The organism is Psychrobacillus vulpis, assembly GCF_006861825.1.
GTDB lineage: Bacteria > Bacillota > Bacilli > Bacillales_A > Planococcaceae > Psychrobacillus > Psychrobacillus vulpis.
The window spans coordinates 13,792-34,283 of sequence record NZ_VDGI01000027.1 but is presented as its reverse complement, the minus strand read 5'-3'; the positions used below and the strand labels follow the sequence as shown (position 1 = coordinate 34,283).

The following is a 20,492-nucleotide window of genomic DNA, read 5'->3' as shown; positions in this document are numbered from 1 at the left end:
GTAATTTCCTCCTCGAATTTGGTTTTTAATTTATTTAAAAGTGAAAACTTTATTACTGTATTTAGTTACTCCACTACTGCAAAATGGATAGCTGAGTAGAATGAACTTTCTGTGTTTCGCGAACAAATGCGGTGACACCAGTTCTAGTTAGCTCTTTTATGCCATAAGGCTTGAGTAAATCAATAAATGCATCAATTTTTTCTGAGTTGCCTGTCACTTGGAATGTCACTACATTTTTCCCAGTGTCAATTGTGGCTGCTCGGAAAGGTTCGACAATACTATTAATCTCTGCTCTTACTGCTGGTGGCGACACGACCTTCACAAGCGCCAACTCTCTAACAACAATCGACTTTTCGGAAATATCATTTACTTTTAGCACATCTACTTGCTTTTGAAGTTGCTTTAAAAGTTGTTCCAGCTTTTGTTCATCTTCCACATTTACTACAAACGTCATCTTTGAAATTTGTGGTTGTTCCGTATGACCTACTGTGATGCTTTCAATATTGAACTGGCGCTTCATGAGTAGGCCAGTTACACGGTTTAAGACCCCGCTTTGGTTTAACACAGTGACGGTAATGATCCGCTTCATTCTGGCTTCACTCCAATCATTTCATGTAGTCCTTTTCCTGGAGCAACCATTGGAAATACACTTTCTTTTTGAACAACTCTACAATCTATTAATACTGGTTCATCCGATGCAAGTGCTTCTTTTAACTGCTTTTTGGCATCTTCATACGTTTCGATTTTATAACCTTTAATATCATAAGCAGCTGCAAGCTTCACAAAATCAGGTTGAATCGGCATAAGTGACTGGGAATAACGCTCTCCATGAAATCTTTCTTGCCACTGACGAACCATTCCAAGTGCTTGATTGTTTAAAATAATCACTTTCACTGGAATGCGCATCTCCTGAAGTAAGGACAATTCCTGAAGTGTCATTTGGAACCCAGCATCTCCAACGATTGAAACTACTTTTGCTTCTGGTTTTGCCAGCTGTGCACCTATAGCAGCTGGGAAACCAAATCCCATTGTTCCAAGTCCTCCGGAAGTTACCCAGTTATGTGGTTGATTGAATTTATAATATTGGGCCGCCCACATTTGATGTTGCCCTACGTCTGTAGTGACAACTGCATCTCCATTTGTATACTCGTGAACAAGTTCCATTACTTGCTGTGGAAGTAGCCCTCGTTCTTCACTTGCTTCATAAAATAAAGGATATTGTGCTTGATTTACATGTAAGCTTTCTAACCATGCAGCAGTATTCCCGTTTGGAGTATTTTGCTCTAGTAAAGCGGTTAGTGCTTCTTTCGCATCTGCAACAATCGGAATTTCAGTGTGAACATTTTTACCGATTTCTGCAGGATCTATATCGATATGAATCACTTTTGCATTTGGTGCAAAGTGAGCTAAGTTTCCTGTTAAACGATCGTCAAACCTCGCACCTACATTGATGAGTAAATCACAAGTTTGAATAGCCATATTAGCTGTGTACGTACCATGCATTCCTGCCATCCCTAAAAAAAGTGGATGATTTCCTTCTATACTTCCAAGTCCGAGAAGAGTATTTGTTACAGGAATTTGATATTTCTCTGCAAATGCTGCAAGTTGTTCGGATGCTTTGGCAAACAACACTCCTGCTCCAGCAAGAATTAGCGGTTGTTTCGCAATTGTAATAGCTTGAGCAGCTTTTTGAATTTGTAAAAAGTTGGGTGTTGTCGTTGGCTGATACCCCGGAAGATTCACTTCACTCGTTGCATCTTCTTTTACAACAAACATTCCTGTTGCCATATTTTTCGGAATATCTACGACGACTGGTCCTGGACGACCTGTGGAAGCAATATGAAAAGCTTCGTTAATAATTCTTGGTAAGTCAACTACATCTTTTACTTGGTAATTATGTTTTGTAATTGGTTGAGTAATCCCGATAATATCTGCTTCTTGGAAAGCATCTGTACCAATAACCGTTGTTGCAACCTGACCTGTGAATACAACAAGCGGTATCGAATCCATCATTGCATCCGCAATTCCTGTTACAACATTCGTTGCACCAGGGCCAGACGTAGCAATTACTACCCCTACCTTCCCAGAAACTCGTGCATACCCTTCAGCAGCGTGGATTGCTCCTTGTTCGTGACGCGCAAGAATATGTTTGATTGGGTTTTTATGTAGTGCATCATAAATCGGTAATACAGCACCACCCGGATAACCAAAAACTACTTCAACCTGATGTTTTTTCAATGTTTCGATTAAAACATCTGCTCCGTCTAATTGTTTGGGAGCTTCCGCCGTTTCGGGCTCTTCATACATTTGTTCTGCTTCTTCAACAGTCAACTTCATCATCATTTCCTCCTTCTGATCAAATCGTCCAGTGTCACAATTGTTTCTTTCTTGCATGATCTTTATATAAAAAACAAAAAGAATTTCTCCCCACACAAAGAAACTATAGTTCTTTTGTATAGGGATGAAATTCTTTTCATGGTACCACCCTAGTTCGCAGCGTAACCGCTACCTCGCAGACAACCGACAATCGTCAATTATCCATTTATAACGAGAGTAGCTTTTTACTACACCCGGAAGTATCTAAAAGGTTTCCCGTTCAACACTTCACTCCGAGGGGATGTCGCTAAAGGTTGTATTGCCGGTTCCCAGCTACACCGGCTCTCTGTAAATACAAGATTCCTTTAACTTTTGCCTCATCAATGATTTATAATATTAGATTTAATCAAATTCGCCTTGGCGTATTTGCGTCCAGATTTAGCATCGAACTTAGGCCTGCGTGATGCAGGTCAGTTAGCCATTGTCGCATGGATGCGACGAACTTAGGCTAACATCCTATACTTTACAAAATCTGTGACATCCGCCGGAGGCAACTTTATTCAGCAAAGCTGAATAAAGTTAGATTTTCATTACTCCACCAGTACTAGCGGATGTTACTAGTTTCGAATATCTTGCTAAATAACCTTTTTTAATTTTTGGTTCAAATGGTTGTAAGTTTACTCTTCTTGTAGCTAATTCTTCTTCAGTAACTTGAAGTTCTATTGTTCTATTTGTTAAATCAATAGCGATGATATCATCATTTTCAACAAGTGCGATTGGACCACCGTCTGCTGCTTCTGGAGAAATATGTCCAATGGAAATTCCTCTAGATGCTCCGGAAAATCTACCGTCTGTTATGAGTGCCACTTTCGTTCCTAAACCGCGACCTTGAATCGCTGAAGTTGGAGCTAGCATTTCTGGCATCCCTGGTCCTCCTTTAGGACCTTCATAGCGTATTACTACTACATGACCTTCCTGTACGATACCTTCGTCAATTGCTTCCTGTGCTGCCTCTTGTGAATCAAACACAATGGCTTTTCCAGTAAATTCTTTAATGGAAGGATCGACTGCTCCCACTTTAATCACTCCGCCTTCTGGAGCAATATTTCCGAATAGGACGGACAAGCCTCCTACTGGACTATATGGATTTTCTTTTCGACGTATGACTTGATCATTTTTAATCTCTGATTCTTTGACATTTTCATAGAGTGTTTTACCTGTAATCGTCATCCGATCCGGGTGAACCGCTCCTGGAATTTCACAAAGTTCTTTTATAATGGCACTAACCCCTCCTGCGAGATGAACATCATGCATGGAGTAATCAGAAGCAGGCATAATTTTTGATAAATATGGAATTCTCTTTGCTACTTCATTAATTTCTTTTACGTCGTATTCGATTTCAGCTTCATGCGCAATAGCTAATGTATGAAGTACTGTATTAGTAGAACCTCCCATTGCCATGTCTAGTGCAAATGCATCGTCGATCGTTTCTTTCGTAATCAGATCTCTTGGCTTCACATCTTCTTTAATCATTCGAACAAGATGTTTCGCTGCTTCTTTAATGAGGCGGTGACGTTCGTCTGATGTAGCAACAATCGTTCCGTTACCTGGCAATGTTACACCGAGCATCTCCATTAATGAGTTCATCGAGTTTGCAGTGAACATACCTGAACATGAACCACAAGTAGGACATGCGTTTTGTTCAATATCGAGTAATTGTTCCGCTGTCATAGATCCTGATTTATACGAACCAACACCTTCAAATACAGATGTAAGCGAAAGTTGTTTTCCATCAGCAGAAGTACCAGCTTCCATCGGACCACCTGATACAAAAACAGATGGGACATTTGTTCTTACTGCTGCCATTAACATACCTGGAGTAATTTTGTCACAGTTCGGAATGTAAAACACTCCGTCGAACCAGTGTGCGTTAATAACTGTTTCTGCTGAGTCTGCAATTAGCTCACGACTCGGAAGTGAATATCTCATCCCGATGTGACCCATTGCAATTCCATCATCTACACCTATTGTGTTAAACTCGAACGGAATTCCACCAGCTTCACGAATGGCTTCTTTAACGACCTCTGCAAATTTATTTAAATGCATATGGCCTGGAATAATATCAATATAGGAGTTACAAACACCAATAAACGGTTTGTCTAAATCTTTCGTTTTAACCCCAGTTGCATAAAGTAAGCTACGATGAGGGGCTCGATCTACGCCTTTCTTAATCATGTCACTTCTCAATTTCCATCGCTCCTATACTTACCGCTTATGTAGCGTTTAGCTTTGCAGGCTATTACTCTATTAGTTTGTGAATTTTATCACAATATTTAATATATTGTTGCTATCATATCGCCTTTAAAATGCCCCGTCAACACTCTTTTTTAAAATAATCTGTCAGTTTTGAATATTCGTTTTTCTTGTAATCGCTTACATCTGCGATATATCGCATTTTGTATGCAATCAAAATTTTTTGTGAATTTCATAAAAAAATACACTGCGATGTGAGATGTGAATCGGCAAGTTTAACTTTTGAAAATGAAAGTTCGAATTGGGAATCACAAGTACTAATTCAGGAATAGCAAATTTAAACTCGTTAAGTACAAGTTCAGATCTTCTAAGTGCAAATTCTAACTGGATATCCGCAATTTCAAATCCTCTAAGTGAAAGTTCTCCCTCGGTAAGCGCAAATTCGTCTCTCTCAGTCACAAATTCATTCTGATTAAAATTAAAAAAAGACCCCCTCTCAACAATCTGAGAAAGAGTCCATTACCATATATTAGGCTTCACTACCATAAACCAAAGCATTATTAGTAATAATATAATATATAACCAAACAGAACGATGCAATTTAAAAATAAGAGTATGTGAATCAATTACTCCAGCATTAAACTGTCGGATATTGGGCTTAAATGCTTTTGCAAGAAACACAATCGAACTTACCATTATTACTATCGTCATGACGATCCATGATGTAGACCAAGCCCAATTCCCTTGCCACATAAGCAGTATTCCGGAAACGACAAGGACATGACCAGCATGTTTTACAATTCGAATCGCTGCTTGAAACACTTCAATATGGGAATCCAACAAATCTCCACTTTTCCCCTTCATTCGATTTAATACCGGAAAAAGAACAAAGAATGGACCGATCGATAGAATCGCACTAATTACATGGATAAAAATAATGAATTTGTACATAAAATCATCACCTACAGCAATTATACTTTATTAAGTCTACTAAGATTGTGTCGACTTGAGGAAACTTTGATTTTTAATATACTGAAATTTTTTCACAAAAATATACCTCTGAATCTTGTGTAACAATTCAGAGGCACATAGTAGTTAGATTTTGAAATGACTCACATTATTTTGGAGAACTTCTGCAAGATCAGCTAATGATTGTGCATTAGAAGTTATTTCTTCGTTTGCAGCGAGTTGCTCTTCAGTAGCAGCACTTGTGTCATTTGCACCATCTGCAGCAAGTGCAGCAAGTCGTTGTACCTCAAGTGAACCTTCCGAAACAGATTCTGCCATTGCTTGAATTTGCTCGATGGCTGCAGAGACTGATTCTACTTTAACTCCAACTACGCCAACAGCTGTTTCGATCTCAGTAAACACCTGAAGAGATTCGGTTGTTTTCATAAGCCCCTCTTCTACTTTCTCTCCACCCATTGTGATGGCTTTCACTGCATCCCCAGAAGCAGATTGAATTACTTGAACCATAGATTCTATTTCAGATGCAGAGTTTTTTGATTGCTCGGCAAGCTTACGCACTTCTTCCGCTACAACAGCAAAACCCTTACCATATTCACCAGCTCGTGCTGCCTCGATAGCCGCATTTAATGCTAGCAAATTAGTTTGCTCCGAAATATCTGTAATGAGTGCAGTGATGGATTGAATATCATCAGAATGCTTCGCCATATTGTTCATAAGTATAGACGTATCTTTAAATGTTGAATGGATTGTGTTCATTTGTTCTGAAACATTAGACACTACATTCGATCCTTTTTTCACAAGTTTTGTTACATCATCTGCTGCATGTAACATTTCTTCATTACTTATAGAGATTTGAGTTACGCCTTGGGATAATTCATGCATTGCATTGACAGAAGAGTCTAAATGATGAACTTGTTGCTCACTTGTAACCATTTGACCCTCTGCTGACTTGGCAACCATTTGTGAAGAAGCTAAACTTTCCTCTGCACTTGCAGAAAGCTCTTCCGCATTTGCAGCAAGCTGCATAGATGAATCACGCACATTCGACACAATTTGTCTAAGATCAACAGACATTGTATTGAAAGCCGCTGCCATTTCACCAACTTCATCTTTATTTTTAATATTAATTGGTTCTACAATTAAATTTCCTACTGCAATTTCTGATAATCCTGTTGTAACTTTTTTAACTGGAAGAGAAATGTTTTTACTAATAAAGTAAGCTAAAACTACTCCCAACAGAATTGCTAAAATAGATATTCCTATAATAAAGGTAGTAGCAACTTTCTCATAATTATTTATTTGTTCTCTCTCTTTCTCCATATCATTCTGTAAAAACTGCTCAATCTCATCTAAAACTTTCAGAGCATCACTATTAATAGATTTAGCTTCTGAAGAAAGTTTATTAATATTCATTGTGTCTTTTTTCTGCTTCGCGTTAATAATCTCTTGATTTTTAGCAGCAAATGAAACTAACTTTTTGTCGAATCTATCCATCATTTCTAATGTTTCAGGAGAAAAAAGTCTTCCTCTTAAATCCTTTGCTAGGTTTTCTGTATTTTTTTGATTATCAGTAATACTTTTTTTTGAAATATCAGTGTTAAACAATAAATACTCCATTAAATTATTTGTTGTATCTTTTTGTGACATCTCAATTTCTCTCACTAGATTCACTTTCACTACCCGATCATCAAGCAAAAATTGATATTTTTCACTATTATCTGACATCGTTAAAAGTGTCAAAACAACAACAATAATCATTAAACTTAACACAGAAGAAAATCCTAACCACAATTTTTTACCTATTGTCCACTTCATATATAAAACCCCTATCCTTTAATTCACACTAACAGAGTGGAAACGTTTAAATGAAACAAAATGATCTTTCCAATAAACAGAATCTAATCTCGCTATCTCGACACCCTTTGTACCAGCATGTATAAACTCATTATTACCAAGATAGATACCCATATGGGAAATACCTTCTTTATATGTATTTTCAAAAAACACTAAATCTCCTACTATAGGATTCACAACAGTAGCACTTTCTGCAAAATAGGATTCACTACTTTTTCTAGTTAGATTAAGTCCTGCTTGAGAATGAATAAAATGAATAAATCCACTACAATCAAAACCAGCTATCGTATTTCCAGCATATAAATATGGAATGCCTTCCAACCTTGGTGCAATATCTAGAAGCAATAGATAAATTGCTTGTCCACTTTCAGTTAATTGCTTCGCTTCATCAACCAACACTGGAGGATTAACGACTTGTTCCGACTTTACTTGACCTGGTTGAACTATTATTTCAGTAATAATCGGTGCAACAGGCTTATTACCTACAGGTTTAGGAACAGGTTTAGTTGCAGTTTTCACATTCGTAGGCTTCTGTACGATTATTTTTTGCTTTATATAAATATTGTCTTTTTTTAGCTTATTCCATGTGCGAAGGTCATTTACTGTCACTTTATACATTTTGGCAATCTTTGATAACGAATCACCTTTCTTCACTTCATGCAATGTATCTGCATTTGCTGTCGCTGAAAACGAAAAAAATAAGACCATTACTATTAAAAATTTCTTGATCATATAGACCCTCCTCCTATTTTACTATTAATCTAATCATATCACTTATCTACTGTTATCTCACTATTAATTTTGGAAAGATATTCCCTGGGAAATAACACCTTCAATTATAGTCTGGTTATATGTTAATTATTCAGTTTAAATGACAGTAACCGACATAAATTATAGTTTGATTACACTTGAAATTAATCAGAAAATACCACTGTAAAAATTATGCCTAATCTAAATCATTCTTACCCTCTGGCGATTGGAGATATTAATATGATTCAAACACATCTAGATGTATTCAGAAAACCATCCAATCTAAGAGCTAATATGGCTTAAAATATATTTGGCACATTAACTGATACATTTGCCTTAAGGATTTCTGCAATAACTATCTAAAAATAAAAAGACCGGCTTCATTATTTAAAAGTCGGTCTTTTTTTCATTTCTTATTATCAAAATATATTCCATCAATAGTTTGTGTTGCTGCATAAGGGTTAGAATAAGATTTTTCTCGACGTTTCATTTGCTGTAGCTCACTAATATCTCCTTTGATAACTGACATTACTTTATTTAATCTATTGATAACATCTTTATCAAGTTCTATTACACGGTCTTTTAAAGTATCATTTTCAAGATTAAATTCCTTTAAGTTAGAGAGTACTCGAATGAAGTTTTCACGTTCATCTAATAAAACTTCAATTCGCTCAATAAACTCATCACGCTTGTCTTCTGACGGAATTGTATCTAGATGTACCAGAAGAGCTTCAGAAGCTACTAATAAATCTTCCACTACACTCATTATGCTTGGTCTCCAGTGAATTGCTTTTGACGATTTAACTGAATAAGCTGTTTCCAAGTATCACGGAATTCTAGAACATACTGTTCTACTTCCTCAATAATTTTCACGTCATTTTGGATATTTGCTTCGATTAGGCGATGGTTCATATATTCATACATTTGCATCATAGACTTGGAAATTTCAATATTCATATTCAGTGTCACCATGAGCTCTTGAATAATTTTCTGAGCCTTTTGCAAATTAACGTTTTTTTCTTGAATGCTATTCTCATTTATAGCAACTTTTGCTTTTCCTAAAAATTTTAGACATCCATTATAAAGCATTAACGTTAATTCACCAGGTGAAGCAGTGCTCACACTATTATTTTGATAAGCTTGATGGACTGATTGTGCTGCCAATATGATACAACTCCTTTTGTAAGAACTTCTAACTATATTCTATACTTTTGTTCTACAAATTACGATAAAATACCTAATTGTGATTTTTCTTTATTGTGTTTAACTTGTCTCCTGCAACGAGTCTCCACAAATTCCAATCTAGTTTTGTTGAGTGCCTGTATAGAAGAATAGATGATTATCTCAAAAACAGGAAAAGAATCTCTTACTTTTCCTAATTAAAAGGATGAATAAGGGATTCTTACCAAATCAAACTAAGTAAATGTCACTGCATAGAACATGATTTCCTTAAAATCCAATCAATACTTATTGCCAACTCCGTATCGAGGAAAAGCCCCTACCAGATTCCTTTATCGATTCGCATCAAAAAATTGACCTTCTTGCTACACTGTAGAGGGTGATTATTATTAAGCCCCACCTCCTAAGGAATTCATCAACTGCGCAGATTGTGCGTTTGCTCTCTGAATTGCATTTTCCATCGCATTAAATTGTCTCCAGTATCGATCTTCCACCTTTTTCATGCGGTCTTCATAGCGATCCATTTGTTTGTTCATTTCATCCAAACTACGTCCCATAGTAAATGATGCATTTGTAGAACCAGCACTTCCCGCTCGCTTACTAATCTCTTTTATAGTTATGTCGGTAAGAGCCTTGAGTCGCTGTGCAAATCCTTGTTCACCTACTATTTCACCAGGTTTTGTAGGGTTTGCAGGGTCTCCAGTTTGTGCAAATAATTTATGAACTTTGTCTGGATCAGCATTGATAGCTTCTTTTAACTTATCCTCGTTGATAACCAGCTTGCCGTTATCCTGCCAAGCATATTTACCAGTTGTTGATCCTATTCCAATCTCTTTTAGTGAACCTAAACCTTCAACAGAACCCATAAGTGCCGAACGCATCTTTGTTACCATTCCAGAAATCATTGGATCATTACGAAGCAATCCGCTTTTCGCTTTTTCTTCCCATAGTTCGATTTCTTTTTCTGACATAGCAGCTTTTTCTTCTGTAGAAAGAGGTTGAAACGAACGGTATTTGGATTCTCTAACTAGACCATTCAACTCTTCCATCAGCTTATTATAATCATCCACAAATTTTACGACGGTCTCTAAAACAGCTTCCGTGTCCGGCTTAGATGCAAAATTAATCTCCTTTGAATTAGCCTCTTTGAGTGTGAACTCAAATCCATTGACCTCAAACGTGTTGGTTGAACGTTCCATTTCTAATCCATTTATACTAAATATTGCATTTTGTCCAGAAGTAACAGGCTGACCATTCAACCCTAAACTAGCACCAAGATCACCGCTCACTTGGATTTCATCATTATTGCCAGTTGCGCCACCAAGTTTTGTTGTCATTGCAATTTTGCCAGTTTTTGAATCAAAAAAAGCATTTACACCTGTCTCTTTATTGATTTTGTTCAGTACATCTGACAATTTATCTGTCGAAGCGAATGTTAACATTTTACCCGGCTTAATTACCCCATTCTCATCTATTGCGTCAATTGTGATTTCAGTTCCAGTGATACCTAGTTCCGTCAACGTTTTATTTGCCGACTGCCCTACTGCTCCCGTTATTTCAGAACCATGCATCGTGGAGTTTTTCGCTAACTGATCCACTTTAATTGTACCTGTAAAATCACTTGTCGAATTCTTATTGCTAATTGATACATCGTTTGGAGCTGAAATCTCCATTTTTTTTGCTCTGAACGAATTAGACATAATTATATTGTCAAATGTCTTTTGGCTGAATTCTTGCAACTTTCTATTTACTGCACGATAACTGTCTAATTGCCACTGCAAGGTTTGTTTCTTTTGTGTAATCTTAGTAAGCGGCATTCGTTCCGCTTTCATTAAATCTTTAATAATTGTTTCTGTATCCATACCACTTGCTAATCCACTTAAACGCATGAACTCATCAACCTCCTAGATTTTCTCGTCTACAAAGAATCCTACAAAATCTTTCATTGCTGCGTACATATCCATTAATTTTTTGGAAGGAACTTCTTTTACCACTTCGTGTGTTTTGGAATCCACTAAGGTTACATAGTATTCTTTTAGTTCTTTATGGAACTCAAATCTTAATTCTGTGTTTGTGGTTTCTAAAAATTTGTTCATGCTTTCTGTCATTTTTCTAGCTTTTTCTGCTGGTAATGTTTCAGCTGAAACATTACCCATGGGATGAGTTTCTGCTTGAAATGAGACTGGCATAAAAGTGTCAACAGCACCCACAAAATCCTCTTTTTTCTGGGGCACACTGTATTGAGCACCATTTATAGCAGTGTCAGAAATTCGATTAACCATATGATACTTCTCCCCTTGTAATATATATTTCTTAACTTATATATCGACTAGGGCAAATTAATATTAAGTTATCATTTCAAATTACATAATAAAATTTACATTATTAGTAATAAAAAGCATTAATTCTTATCTCTAATTCTTTTTCTTGCATTCTCTTTAAATATCCCTATATGTCAGGGGTGATCCAGCTTTCAACTCACTTTTCGCCTTATTTCCAAGGACTTGTTCATAATACTTTGGTGCAAGACCATAGCCAGGTCGGATGACTTTAATATTGTCCTTTGTGAATACTTCCCCATCCTTGATATCTGCTGCTGCATAAATAGATCTTCTAAATTTTAATGATGCTTTTTCTTTTTCTGTAGGACCGTATGTGACTACTCCCATCGCCTGCCATGCTCTTTCAGTGTCCACTACAAGAGCTCTCATTTCATCCGGTTCCATCGAAAAAGCCGAATCTACTCCACCATCTTCTCTGGACAAGGTAAAATGTTTCTCAATCACGGTCGCACCCAAAGCTACACTTGCCACCGCTACTCCAGTCCCCATCGTATGATCTGATAATCCAACTTGAACGCCAAATAAATCCCCCATATGAGGAATTGTTGAGATATTCGTATTTTCTGGGGTTGCCGGATAAGTACTTGTACATTTAAGCAAAATCAAATCTTTGCACCCTGCTTCACGTGCTGCAAGCACAGTCTCTTCTAACTCTTCTATCGTCGCCATTCCGGTAGAAACAATCATAGGTTTCCCGGTAGAAGCTACTTTTTTTATTAAGGGAATATCAGTATTTTCGAATGATGCTATTTTATATATTGGCACATCCAGTTCTTCTAGAAAATCTACAGCAGTTTCATCAAATGGGGTGCTAAATGGGATCATTCCTAATTCTCGTGCACGATCAAAAATCGGCTTGTGCCATTCCCAAGGAGTATATGCTTGTTGGTATAGCTGATATAAATTTTGCCCATTCCACAGACTATTCTCGTCATTTATCTTAAAATCTGGATTTTCAATGTTCAATGTCATTGTATCAGCAGTATATGTCTGGATTTTAAGAGCATGTGCTCCAGTTTTTGCGGCAGCCTCTACAATTTCTAATGCACGCTCTAACGACTGATTATGATTGCCTGACATTTCGGCTATGATAAAAGGTTTATGTTCTTTACCAATTTGAACTCCTGATACATTAATGCTATTCATATTAATCTCCCCTCTATAATTGTTTTTATATTTGAGGACTTCTCCTCCCATTCCGAGGCAAATAAACCATACAAGAGAATATCTAAATATGTATCATTTCTTAAAATATGTTCTCTTAGTTTCCCTTCTTGTGTAAAACCTAATTTCAAATGGAAATGGATACTTTTAATATTATAATCCAACACTTCAGCAGAAATTTTACGAATCTTCATTTCTCTAAAAATGTAGTTTAAACTTGTAAAACCTAAAATTGTCCCCATCCCTTTAGGTGCTTCAGAATTTCCAATATAAAAACCCCATTCGCAAGAGTTATTTTTCGAATCAATATTTGTAATATTCAATACTCCGTAAGGAACACTATCAAAATAAAAAATTTTAGTTGTTTTATTATCATTGTTCTTCAAACCTTGAAACCACTGGATATGTTGTTCCCAAGAGATTATTCCAGAATTGTACATTACTTCTCTTATAAATTCTTGGTTACGCCATTTGAATAAGAGTGGTAAATCATTTTCAGTTACATCCTTCAACTTTACTAATTTATTTATATTCATAACAACAGCTCCATGACTTTCCGTATTACTTGCCGTTTTTTTACCGAACTAACACTAACGAATTCTGCGCATTTTTCTGACATCAATTTAACTTTTTCTTGATTTTGAAGTAATTCTAGCATAACATTTTGAATTGATTCTTTTGTAAATTCGGATATATCGCCTAAATTAATAATGGCTCCCTGATTTGCTATAACTTCTGTCAATTCTTGCTGATTATCTGCTATTGTTACTGTAATTGCAGGTAATCCTAATAAGCATCTTTCCCACGTTGTAGAACCACCTGCTCCAATTGCAAGATCTGCCATATTCATTAACTCTGCCATATTACTAATTTGACAAAAGAAATTCGTATTAACCATTTGGGAGCATATTTTTTTAACTTTTTCTACATTCGGATTTGCTGTTCCTACAACAACATTTATCTCTATGCCACTTAATGCCATTTGTTTTATGGCATCAAGTACCTTTATAGTTTCACCAGTTGGATCCGTACCTCCGAAAAAAATGAGAATGTTTCTAATTTGCCCTGTTCTTTCTCTTGATATCTTTACTGTTTCGATAAACTCTTCTCTAAGTAATAAATAATCAGGACCAAGCATCTGAACACAATTGTTTGGTACCAGGCCCATGTACCGTCTTTCTTTGTCTAGGTAATAGTTTTGATCTAATAACAAATCACACTCGTGCTTTCGATCAGCTAGGTCATCAATCACCATTATTTTGCTTACAAACAATCTAACTTCTGCTTCCCACTGAATGTCTATTCCATAATGATCAACGACTAGCAAATCAGTCTCATTGCAAAGTCCTTTTAAAATAGATTTGGTGTCATCAGCATCTTGCTGCCAATTTAACTTTACCCATTGAACATTGTCTTGTTTTTCTTCACAGGATAATGACACAACGTCAAATTCTTCCCTTTCTATAAATTTTATGCTATTTCCAGGAAAATCTCTGCATACGAAAGTAACAGTTGCCCCTCTATTTCTCAACTGTTTCGCGAGTGTTACACACCTCATCACATGCCCGGTACCAATTTCAATTGAGGCGTCAGTTCTAATGACAACTTTCATTTAATCACGACCTATAACTTCTTTTGTTCGATATGAGCATTGATTTCTCTCCACTTTGGATGCACAGTTAACAAATTTAAAACATCACCCATATAAAATATGTTGTCATCATCATATAGCTCATTTAATATTCGATGGATCAATTCTAAATCCTCTGGAGTATCAACTGTCCATCGAAAATTGCTATAATCCAGATTGCTCTTAATATGTTCAATTCTAAATAAGTCAGGATTTGAATAAAAATAAGCAGTTACATGCTCGCGATCTTGTTGCAAATTTGCTTGATCATTAGCCCTCTGTAATGCATCAAAAGAGAAGACTTCTACATCCAATCCTCTTGGATAAGTTCTAACAAGAGTATTAGAAACATAATCAATCGAATCTTGCTGTTCTATAAAAGAGGTAATCACTTCATCAACAATAGTTGGATCAATAAGTGGACAATCTGATGTTAGTCTGACAATTACGTTTGCATTGAACTCCATTGCTGCTTCATAGTAACGTGACAAAACATCTTCTTCCGAACCACGATAACAATCAATATTCAACTGGTTACACAAATTAACGATTAAATCATCTTGCTCTAATGTTGTTGTTGCAACAATAATTTGATGAATAAGAGAAGAATAATTTAGACGTTCCAGTTGTATTTCAAGCAATGTTTTATCCTTCACTTTTTTTAGAATTTTTCCTGGAAGACGGGTTGAACCCATTCTAGCCTGAATAATAGCAACTACCTTAATGGGTTCATTCATTTCCTATACTCCTCTATTACGACCTTCACAGCCTCAATCACATCCATCACATCTTTTACAGTCATAGCAGGAAAAAGTGGTAATGTAATAATTTCTTCATATAACTGTTCTGCATTCTGTAAAGAACCCTTCTTATACCCTAATTCCTGATAGTAAGGAAGTAGATGAATTGGAATGTAATGAACATTTACTCCTATATTTCGCTGTAGTAAAGCTTCGAAGATTTTTTTCCTTGTACCTTTTAATAAGTCTAAATTCAACTTGAGAATATATAAGTGCCAGCTCGACTCCCCATCAGAAGACTGATGTGGAACAATGACTTCAGGCATATTGTTAAAGGATTGATTGTACGTTTTCACAAATCCTTTTCTTTTTGCAATGAATGTATCTAGTTTGTCCATCTGACTAGATCCGAGTGCCGCTTGAATATCAGTCATACGGTAATTATAGCCAAGAAATTGCATTTCGTAATACCATGGTCCGTGATTTTCAAGCATCTGCTTTGAATTTCTGGTGATTCCATGAGAACGGAATTGTTTTAGCTTCTCGTAGAGTTCCTTACTGTTTGTTGTAATCATGCCACCCTCACCTGTTGTTACATGCTTAACAGGATGGAAGCTAAACATAGTCATATCTGATATTGAACCAATGTTTCGTCCTTTATATGTAGCACCAATAGCATGAGCTGCATCTTCAATAACAATTAAATTATATTCCTTAGCAATTTTATGAATAGAATCCAGATCTACTGGTTGCCCAGTAAAATGAACAGGAATAATGGCTTTCGTATTTATGGTTATTTTTTTTCTTATTTCTTCTGGATCTATATTATATGTACGAGGGTCAATGTCAGCAAAAACGACAGTTCCATTTTGATATAATACACAGTTAGCACTTGCAGCAAATGTCATTGGTGTAGTAATTACTTCATCCCCCTCACCAATCCCTGCTGCAAAACACGCTCCGTGAAGAGCAGCTGTTCCATTAGAAAAGGCAACAGCGTATTCAGCTCCTACATAAGCTGCAACTTTTCGTTCAAATTCATCAATCGCTGGACCAGTAGTTAAAAAACTTCCTTTAAGCACATCTACAACTGCTTCTATGTCTTGATCATCTAATTGTTGCTTTCCATAAGGTAAAAAAGTTTCTCTAATATTCATAGAAAGATGCCTCACATTCACATTTCTTCGATTAAAGATTTTAATTCCTCTACAGATAACCATTCATTATTTAAATCACTTGTATATTTAAAACCTTCCACTAGCTTCTTTCCACCGTCTCTATATTTTTCTGACCACCATGGAAATTCAGGTTGTATAACAAAATATGTATCATATTCAAGTGTTTGTCGCGCATCATCCTCGGTAATCATTGCTTCATGTAGCTTCTCACCAGGACGAATACCTACAACTTCAATTTTACAATCAGGAGCAATAGCATTTGCCAAATCTGTAACTTTCATGCTTGGTATTTTTGGTATAAATATTTCTCCACCATGCATTCTTTCAAGACTATCTAGAACAAATTTAACTCCTTGTTCTAAGGTAATCCAGAAACGTGTCATTCGCTCATCAGTAATAGGAATCGTGCCAGTAGATTTTATCTTTTTGAAAAAAGGAACGACACTTCCTCGACTTCCAACTACATTTCCATAGCGTACCACTGCAAATCTTGTTTTCTTTTCTCCCACATAAGAGTTTGCAGCTACGAACAGCTTGTCTGATGCTAATTTCGTAGCACCGTACAAATTAAGGGGACTTGCAGCTTTGTCAGTGCTCAGTGCTATTACTTGCTCAACTCCACGATCAATAGCGGCTTCTATTATATTTTGTGCCCCATGAATATTCGTCTTAACTGCTTCAAAAGGGTTATATTCACACGCCCCTACGTGTTTTAGTGCAGCAGCATGAATAACAATATCAACCCCATCAAATGCACGATATAACCGATCCTTGTCTCGCACATCACCAATAAAAAAGCGAATACGGGAATCTGTAAATTCTTGAGCCATCTCATATTGTTTCAATTCATCACGACTGAAGACGATTACTTTTTTTACTTCTTGCTGTAATATTGATGAAATAAATTTTCTCCCGAAAGATCCTGTTCCACCTGTAACTAGGATTGTTTTATTTGTAATGATTCCCACTTCTAATTCTCCTGTCTTGATGTAATATCTATATTTATTCTTATCGCATATTAACTAGATTAATGTTATCACAACTCTCTCTTTATTAAACAATAGGTTAAAAACAAACAGTACTTGCTGATTATTAAACTATTATTATGTTTCTGAACTATTACCTACTAAAAAGGGATTTATATGAAACAATTGAAAAGTATTAAAATGTTTCTATGCGTCATACTTATTATCGACAAAACTACCCAGTTTCTAAATAATAATAAATTCTAATCTATATTCTCTTTTTAAAAACTTTATCTAATAATATCTCGTTTACTCGAGAAAAAAATCTAAAAATAATTATTATTTAAAATCTATCAACATTACTTTATACCTTCCGATAAAATAAGAGTATTGAACTATAATTATAGGAGGTAAAAAAATGAAACTATTGAAAACTATTAAATTTGCATTAATAGCTATTCTTATTATCGGCATAGCTACACCACTTTCAACAGAAGCTGCGTTAGTTAATAGTGGCGAACTGATGAATATTAATAAAACAGTAAGTAAAAATACCCTTGTAAAAGGAGAAACTACTGATGTTACGCTTACTGTCAAAGGTACTCCGAAAGATACTACTTTTGTAAAACCAAATGATGTAATTCTTATTATCGATAAGTCAGGTAGTATGACAACTGATAATAGAATTACTGCTGCAAAAGATGCCGCTAAAGAATTCATCGATTTGATGGATTTATCTAAGCATGAACTCGGCATTGTAGATTTCGAAAATAATATCTACTCACTACCTTTAACTACTGATAAGGAAGCTGCCAAAAATTATGTAGACACAATTAATGCAGGTGGAGGAACTAATACTGGCGATGCTATAAGAAAAGCAACTGAAATTCTTGCAAATCATCGACCTGATGCTCAACCAACTATTATCATTATGACAGATGGAGCTGCAAACAGTGCTCCTGACGCGCTTGCTGCTTCTAAAGCTGCCAAAGATGCTGGTATTACTTTTTATTCCATCGCTCTACTTGGACCAAATGAAGATCCAACTACTAGTGCTCCAAATCTATTATTAATGGACATGGCTTCTTCAGCTAAACATCATCATTTTGTTTTAGGTTCTATTGGACTTTCAGATGTATATAAAAGAATTGTAGAAGAAATTGGTCTTGCAAGTGCTTATAACGTAAAAATTACAGATACGATTGCTCCAGGTTTTGAATTAGTTCCGGGCTCTTATGATAATCATATTCCTAGACCGACAGTTACTGGAAATACAATCGAATGGTTTATTTCAGAACTAAAATCAGATGAGCTAAGTTTCACTTACCAAGTCCGTGCTAAAGATGACGCAACTGCGGGGAAATACACATTAGCTCAAACAACAACTACATTTGAAATTGGTGATGGTTCTACGTATTCCTTAAATACAATAAATCCTATTGTAGAAATTAAGAATCACGCTCCAGTAATTACAAGTATTACAGAAGATAAAGGACTTACAACTGGTGGGGAGACAGTAACAATTACAGGTCAAAACTTCCTACCTGGTGCAAAAGTTTATTTTGGTTCAAAATTAGCAACAGTAATTTCTGAAACTGGAACTGAATTAATCGTTACAACTCCTACTGGAGTACAAGGGCCAGTAGTTGTAAAAGTTGAGAACACTGATAAGCAATTCGCAACTGGAAACTTTAATTATTATGCAATTCCGACGATTACATCTATCTCTCCTGCAGAAGGTCCATTGGGAGGTGGAAATCAAATTAATATTAGTGGCTCTAATTATTTGAAAGGTGCAGTAGTTTATATTAACGATGTTGCTGCAGTTACTTCTTTTTCTAGTAGCAGCTTACTACGTGCAACTGTTCCTGCATCAACTGAAAGTGGGATTGTATCAATTAAAGTAGTCAATCCGGATAATACCAGTATAGAACAGTTAGATGCATACACTTATCTTGCACCTCCTCCACCACCTAAAGTAGAACTTACTTCGTTATCAACTACAAGTGGGAAACTTATTGGTGGTGAAACGATTATACTAACAGGTAAGAATTTTGATCAAAACGTAAAAGTATATTTTGGTGATAATGAAGCAGTCGTATCTTCTTATATATCATCAACTTCAATTCGAGTTGTTGTACCTGAAGGAGTTGCTACTGGTCTAGTAACTGTTAAAGTTATAAATCCTAGTAATTCAACTGCAGAATTAACAAATGCTTACGAATATTTAGCACCTCCGCCACCGCCTGTACCGGTAGTCACATCATTATCTGAGGATTCTATCCTTGTTGGGACAACTAAAACTATTGCAGTTATTGGTGAAAATTTCCAAAGGACGTCTAAAGTATATTTTGGTGATTTAGAAGCAACGTCATTTACTTTCTATTCAGCTAATAAAGTAACTGTCAGAATTCCTATTAGTACTATACCTGGAGTAGTAGATGTTAAAGTAGTTAACACCGATGGAGAATTTGGGGTCCTTAATAATGGCTTTACTTTCATAGAACCTATACCAGATCCAGCTCCTATCATCACATCTCTTTCAGATACTTCAGGTCCAATGACAGGGAAAGAGATTTTAACTATTACTGGACAAAATTTCAATAGATCATCAATAGTTTATTTCGGCAATAAAGCGGGACGTATTATTTCGATATCTGACACAGAAATAACAGTGGAAACACCTGCTACAACGGTTAGAGGAATTGTATCTGTAAAAGTAGTAAATCCTGATAATCAGGAATATACACTTCAAGATAGTTATATGTATGAAGGTATAAAACCAACGATAACTAGTTTAACTCCGGATAATGGTCTTGCAAAAGGGGGGTATCTTGTTGCAATTTTAGGAACCAATTTCAATAATAAAATGAAGGTAACAGTTGGTGGCACACCACTAACTTACACTTATTATAGTGCAACTAAAATTGTTATCCGAATGCCAGCAAGTACTCCTGGTGTAGTAGATATTACAATTGACCTTGATGGAGAAACTGCTACAACAAAGTTTACTTATAACTAAGTGCTAAAATGAGTCTTCATTAATATTATCCTCTTGAAGTAAGGAAGAATAATACTTCAAGGGGATATTTTTTCATAAAAAAAGATGTATCTAGATACACTTTCCAAAAGAATAAATGTTTCTAGTACAC

At 35.9% G+C, this 20,492-nt stretch carries 17 protein-coding genes and 1 other annotated feature; of the genes, 1 reads left to right on the top strand and 16 read right to left on the bottom strand.

The genetic code is table 11. The features are described from left to right. Positions 1-73 precede the first annotated feature (73 nt). The 16 genes from ilvN to pseB all read right to left on the bottom strand — a co-directional run bounded on the left by ilvN (position 74) and on the right by pseB (position 17,337). On the bottom strand, positions 74-589 hold the full coding sequence (ilvN, locus tag FG384_RS18060; protein WP_142644082.1) for an acetolactate synthase small subunit: 516 nt from the start codon (positions 587-589) through the stop codon (positions 74-76). Next, positions 586-2,307 (bottom strand): acetolactate synthase large subunit, encoded by a 1,722-nt coding sequence (gene ilvB / locus FG384_RS18055; protein WP_240793481.1) that lies wholly within the window; start codon positions 2,305-2,307, stop codon positions 586-588. The genes ilvN and ilvB overlap by 4 nt, the downstream gene beginning before the upstream one ends. Before the next feature lie 147 nt (positions 2,308-2,454). Beyond that, positions 2,455-2,709 (bottom strand) — a binding site (T-box leader). A gap of 186 nt (positions 2,710-2,895) precedes the next feature. Next, positions 2,896-4,563 carry a dihydroxy-acid dehydratase gene (gene ilvD, locus FG384_RS18050; RefSeq protein WP_142644080.1) on the bottom strand — a complete coding sequence of 556 codons (1,668 nt, stop codon included), beginning with the start codon at positions 4,561-4,563 and terminating at the stop codon, positions 2,896-2,898. 525 nt (positions 4,564-5,088) lie between these two features. Next, complete coding sequence (locus tag FG384_RS18045; protein ID WP_142644079.1) at positions 5,089-5,520, bottom strand: hypothetical protein; 432 nt, start codon at positions 5,518-5,520, stop codon at positions 5,089-5,091. Positions 5,521-5,664: 144 nt separating this feature from the next. Next, entirely contained in the window at positions 5,665-7,353 is a 1,689-nt protein-coding gene (locus tag FG384_RS18040) for a methyl-accepting chemotaxis protein (protein ID WP_142644078.1), read from the bottom strand. 18 nt (positions 7,354-7,371) lie between these two features. After that, on the bottom strand, positions 7,372-8,124 hold the full coding sequence (locus tag FG384_RS18035; RefSeq protein ID WP_142644077.1) for a C40 family peptidase: 753 nt from the start codon (positions 8,122-8,124) through the stop codon (positions 7,372-7,374). A 424-nt stretch (positions 8,125-8,548) separates the two neighbouring features. After that, positions 8,549-8,908, bottom strand: coding sequence for a flagellar protein FliT (gene fliT / locus FG384_RS18030; RefSeq protein WP_142644076.1), 360 nt, complete (start codon positions 8,906-8,908; stop codon positions 8,549-8,551). Next, entirely contained in the window at positions 8,908-9,306 is a 399-nt protein-coding gene (fliS, locus tag FG384_RS18025) for a flagellar export chaperone FliS (RefSeq protein WP_142644075.1), read from the bottom strand. Before fliS ends, fliT begins: the two co-directional genes overlap by 1 nt. A 404-nt stretch (positions 9,307-9,710) precedes the next feature. Then, positions 9,711-11,210: a flagellar filament capping protein FliD gene (gene fliD, locus FG384_RS18020; RefSeq protein ID WP_142644074.1), complete on the bottom strand. Its 1,500-nt coding sequence runs from the start codon at positions 11,208-11,210 to the stop codon at positions 9,711-9,713. Between the two features lie 15 nt (positions 11,211-11,225). Next, positions 11,226-11,603 (bottom strand): flagellar protein FlaG, encoded by a 378-nt coding sequence (gene flaG / locus FG384_RS18015; protein WP_240793478.1) that lies wholly within the window; start codon positions 11,601-11,603, stop codon positions 11,226-11,228. Between the two features lie 156 nt (positions 11,604-11,759). Beyond that, the gene (pseI, locus tag FG384_RS18010; protein ID WP_142644073.1) at positions 11,760-12,809 is read right to left on the bottom strand and encodes a pseudaminic acid synthase; all 1,050 of its coding nucleotides are present in this window, start codon (positions 12,807-12,809) and stop codon (positions 11,760-11,762) included. Continuing rightward, positions 12,806-13,363, bottom strand: coding sequence for a UDP-4-amino-4,6-dideoxy-N-acetyl-beta-L-altrosamine N-acetyltransferase (pseH, locus tag FG384_RS18005; protein ID WP_142644072.1), 558 nt, complete (start codon positions 13,361-13,363; stop codon positions 12,806-12,808). Before pseH ends, pseI begins: the two co-directional genes overlap by 4 nt. Next, positions 13,360-14,439 (bottom strand): UDP-2,4-diacetamido-2,4,6-trideoxy-beta-L-altropyranose hydrolase, encoded by a 1,080-nt coding sequence (gene pseG / locus FG384_RS18000; RefSeq protein ID WP_142644071.1) that lies wholly within the window; start codon positions 14,437-14,439, stop codon positions 13,360-13,362. Before pseG ends, pseH begins: the two co-directional genes overlap by 4 nt. 11 nt (positions 14,440-14,450) lie before the next feature. Continuing rightward, positions 14,451-15,182 (bottom strand): cytidylyltransferase domain-containing protein, encoded by a 732-nt coding sequence (locus FG384_RS17995; RefSeq protein WP_142644090.1) that lies wholly within the window; start codon positions 15,180-15,182, stop codon positions 14,451-14,453. An 8-nt stretch (positions 15,183-15,190) separates the two neighbouring features. Then, positions 15,191-16,354: a UDP-4-amino-4,6-dideoxy-N-acetyl-beta-L-altrosamine transaminase gene (pseC, locus tag FG384_RS17990; protein ID WP_142644070.1), complete on the bottom strand. Its 1,164-nt coding sequence runs from the start codon at positions 16,352-16,354 to the stop codon at positions 15,191-15,193. A gap of 17 nt (positions 16,355-16,371) precedes the next feature. Further along, positions 16,372-17,337, bottom strand: a complete 966-nt coding sequence (pseB, locus tag FG384_RS17985; protein WP_142644089.1) for a UDP-N-acetylglucosamine 4,6-dehydratase (inverting) — start codon at positions 17,335-17,337, stop codon at positions 16,372-16,374. A 421-nt stretch (positions 17,338-17,758) separates the two neighbouring features. Between pseB and FG384_RS17980 the strand changes: the two genes are divergently transcribed. After that, positions 17,759-20,362 (top strand): IPT/TIG domain-containing protein, encoded by a 2,604-nt coding sequence (locus FG384_RS17980; protein WP_142644069.1) that lies wholly within the window; start codon positions 17,759-17,761, stop codon positions 20,360-20,362. Positions 20,363-20,492: the final 130 nt, after the last annotated feature.

Coding starts and splice junctions, on each gene's coding strand:
- fliD (WP_142644074.1), bottom strand. CDS start 11,210: ATGCGTTTAAGTGGATTAGCAAGTGGTATGGATACAGAAACAATTATT.
- pseG (WP_142644071.1), bottom strand. CDS start 14,439: ATGAAAGTTGTCATTAGAACTGACGCCTCAATTGAAATTGGTACCGGG.
- FG384_RS18040 (WP_142644078.1), bottom strand. CDS start 7,353: ATGAAGTGGACAATAGGTAAAAAATTGTGGTTAGGATTTTCTTCTGTG.
- pseH (WP_142644072.1), bottom strand. CDS start 13,363: ATGAATATAAATAAATTAGTAAAGTTGAAGGATGTAACTGAAAATGAT.
- FG384_RS18045 (WP_142644079.1), bottom strand. CDS start 5,520: ATGTACAAATTCATTATTTTTATCCATGTAATTAGTGCGATTCTATCG.
- FG384_RS18035 (WP_142644077.1), bottom strand. CDS start 8,124: ATGATCAAGAAATTTTTAATAGTAATGGTCTTATTTTTTTCGTTTTCA.
- pseI (WP_142644073.1), bottom strand. CDS start 12,809: ATGAATAGCATTAATGTATCAGGAGTTCAAATTGGTAAAGAACATAAA.
- flaG (WP_240793478.1), bottom strand. CDS start 11,603: ATGGTTAATCGAATTTCTGACACTGCTATAAATGGTGCTCAATACAGT.
- ilvN (WP_142644082.1), bottom strand. CDS start 589: ATGAAGCGGATCATTACCGTCACTGTGTTAAACCAAAGCGGGGTCTTA.
- ilvB (WP_240793481.1), bottom strand. CDS start 2,307: ATGTATGAAGAGCCCGAAACGGCGGAAGCTCCCAAACAATTAGACGGA.
- fliT (WP_142644076.1), bottom strand. CDS start 8,908: ATGAGTGTAGTGGAAGATTTATTAGTAGCTTCTGAAGCTCTTCTGGTA.
- pseC (WP_142644070.1), bottom strand. CDS start 16,354: ATGAATATTAGAGAAACTTTTTTACCTTATGGAAAGCAACAATTAGAT.
- FG384_RS17980 (WP_142644069.1), top strand. CDS start 17,759: ATGAAACTATTGAAAACTATTAAATTTGCATTAATAGCTATTCTTATT.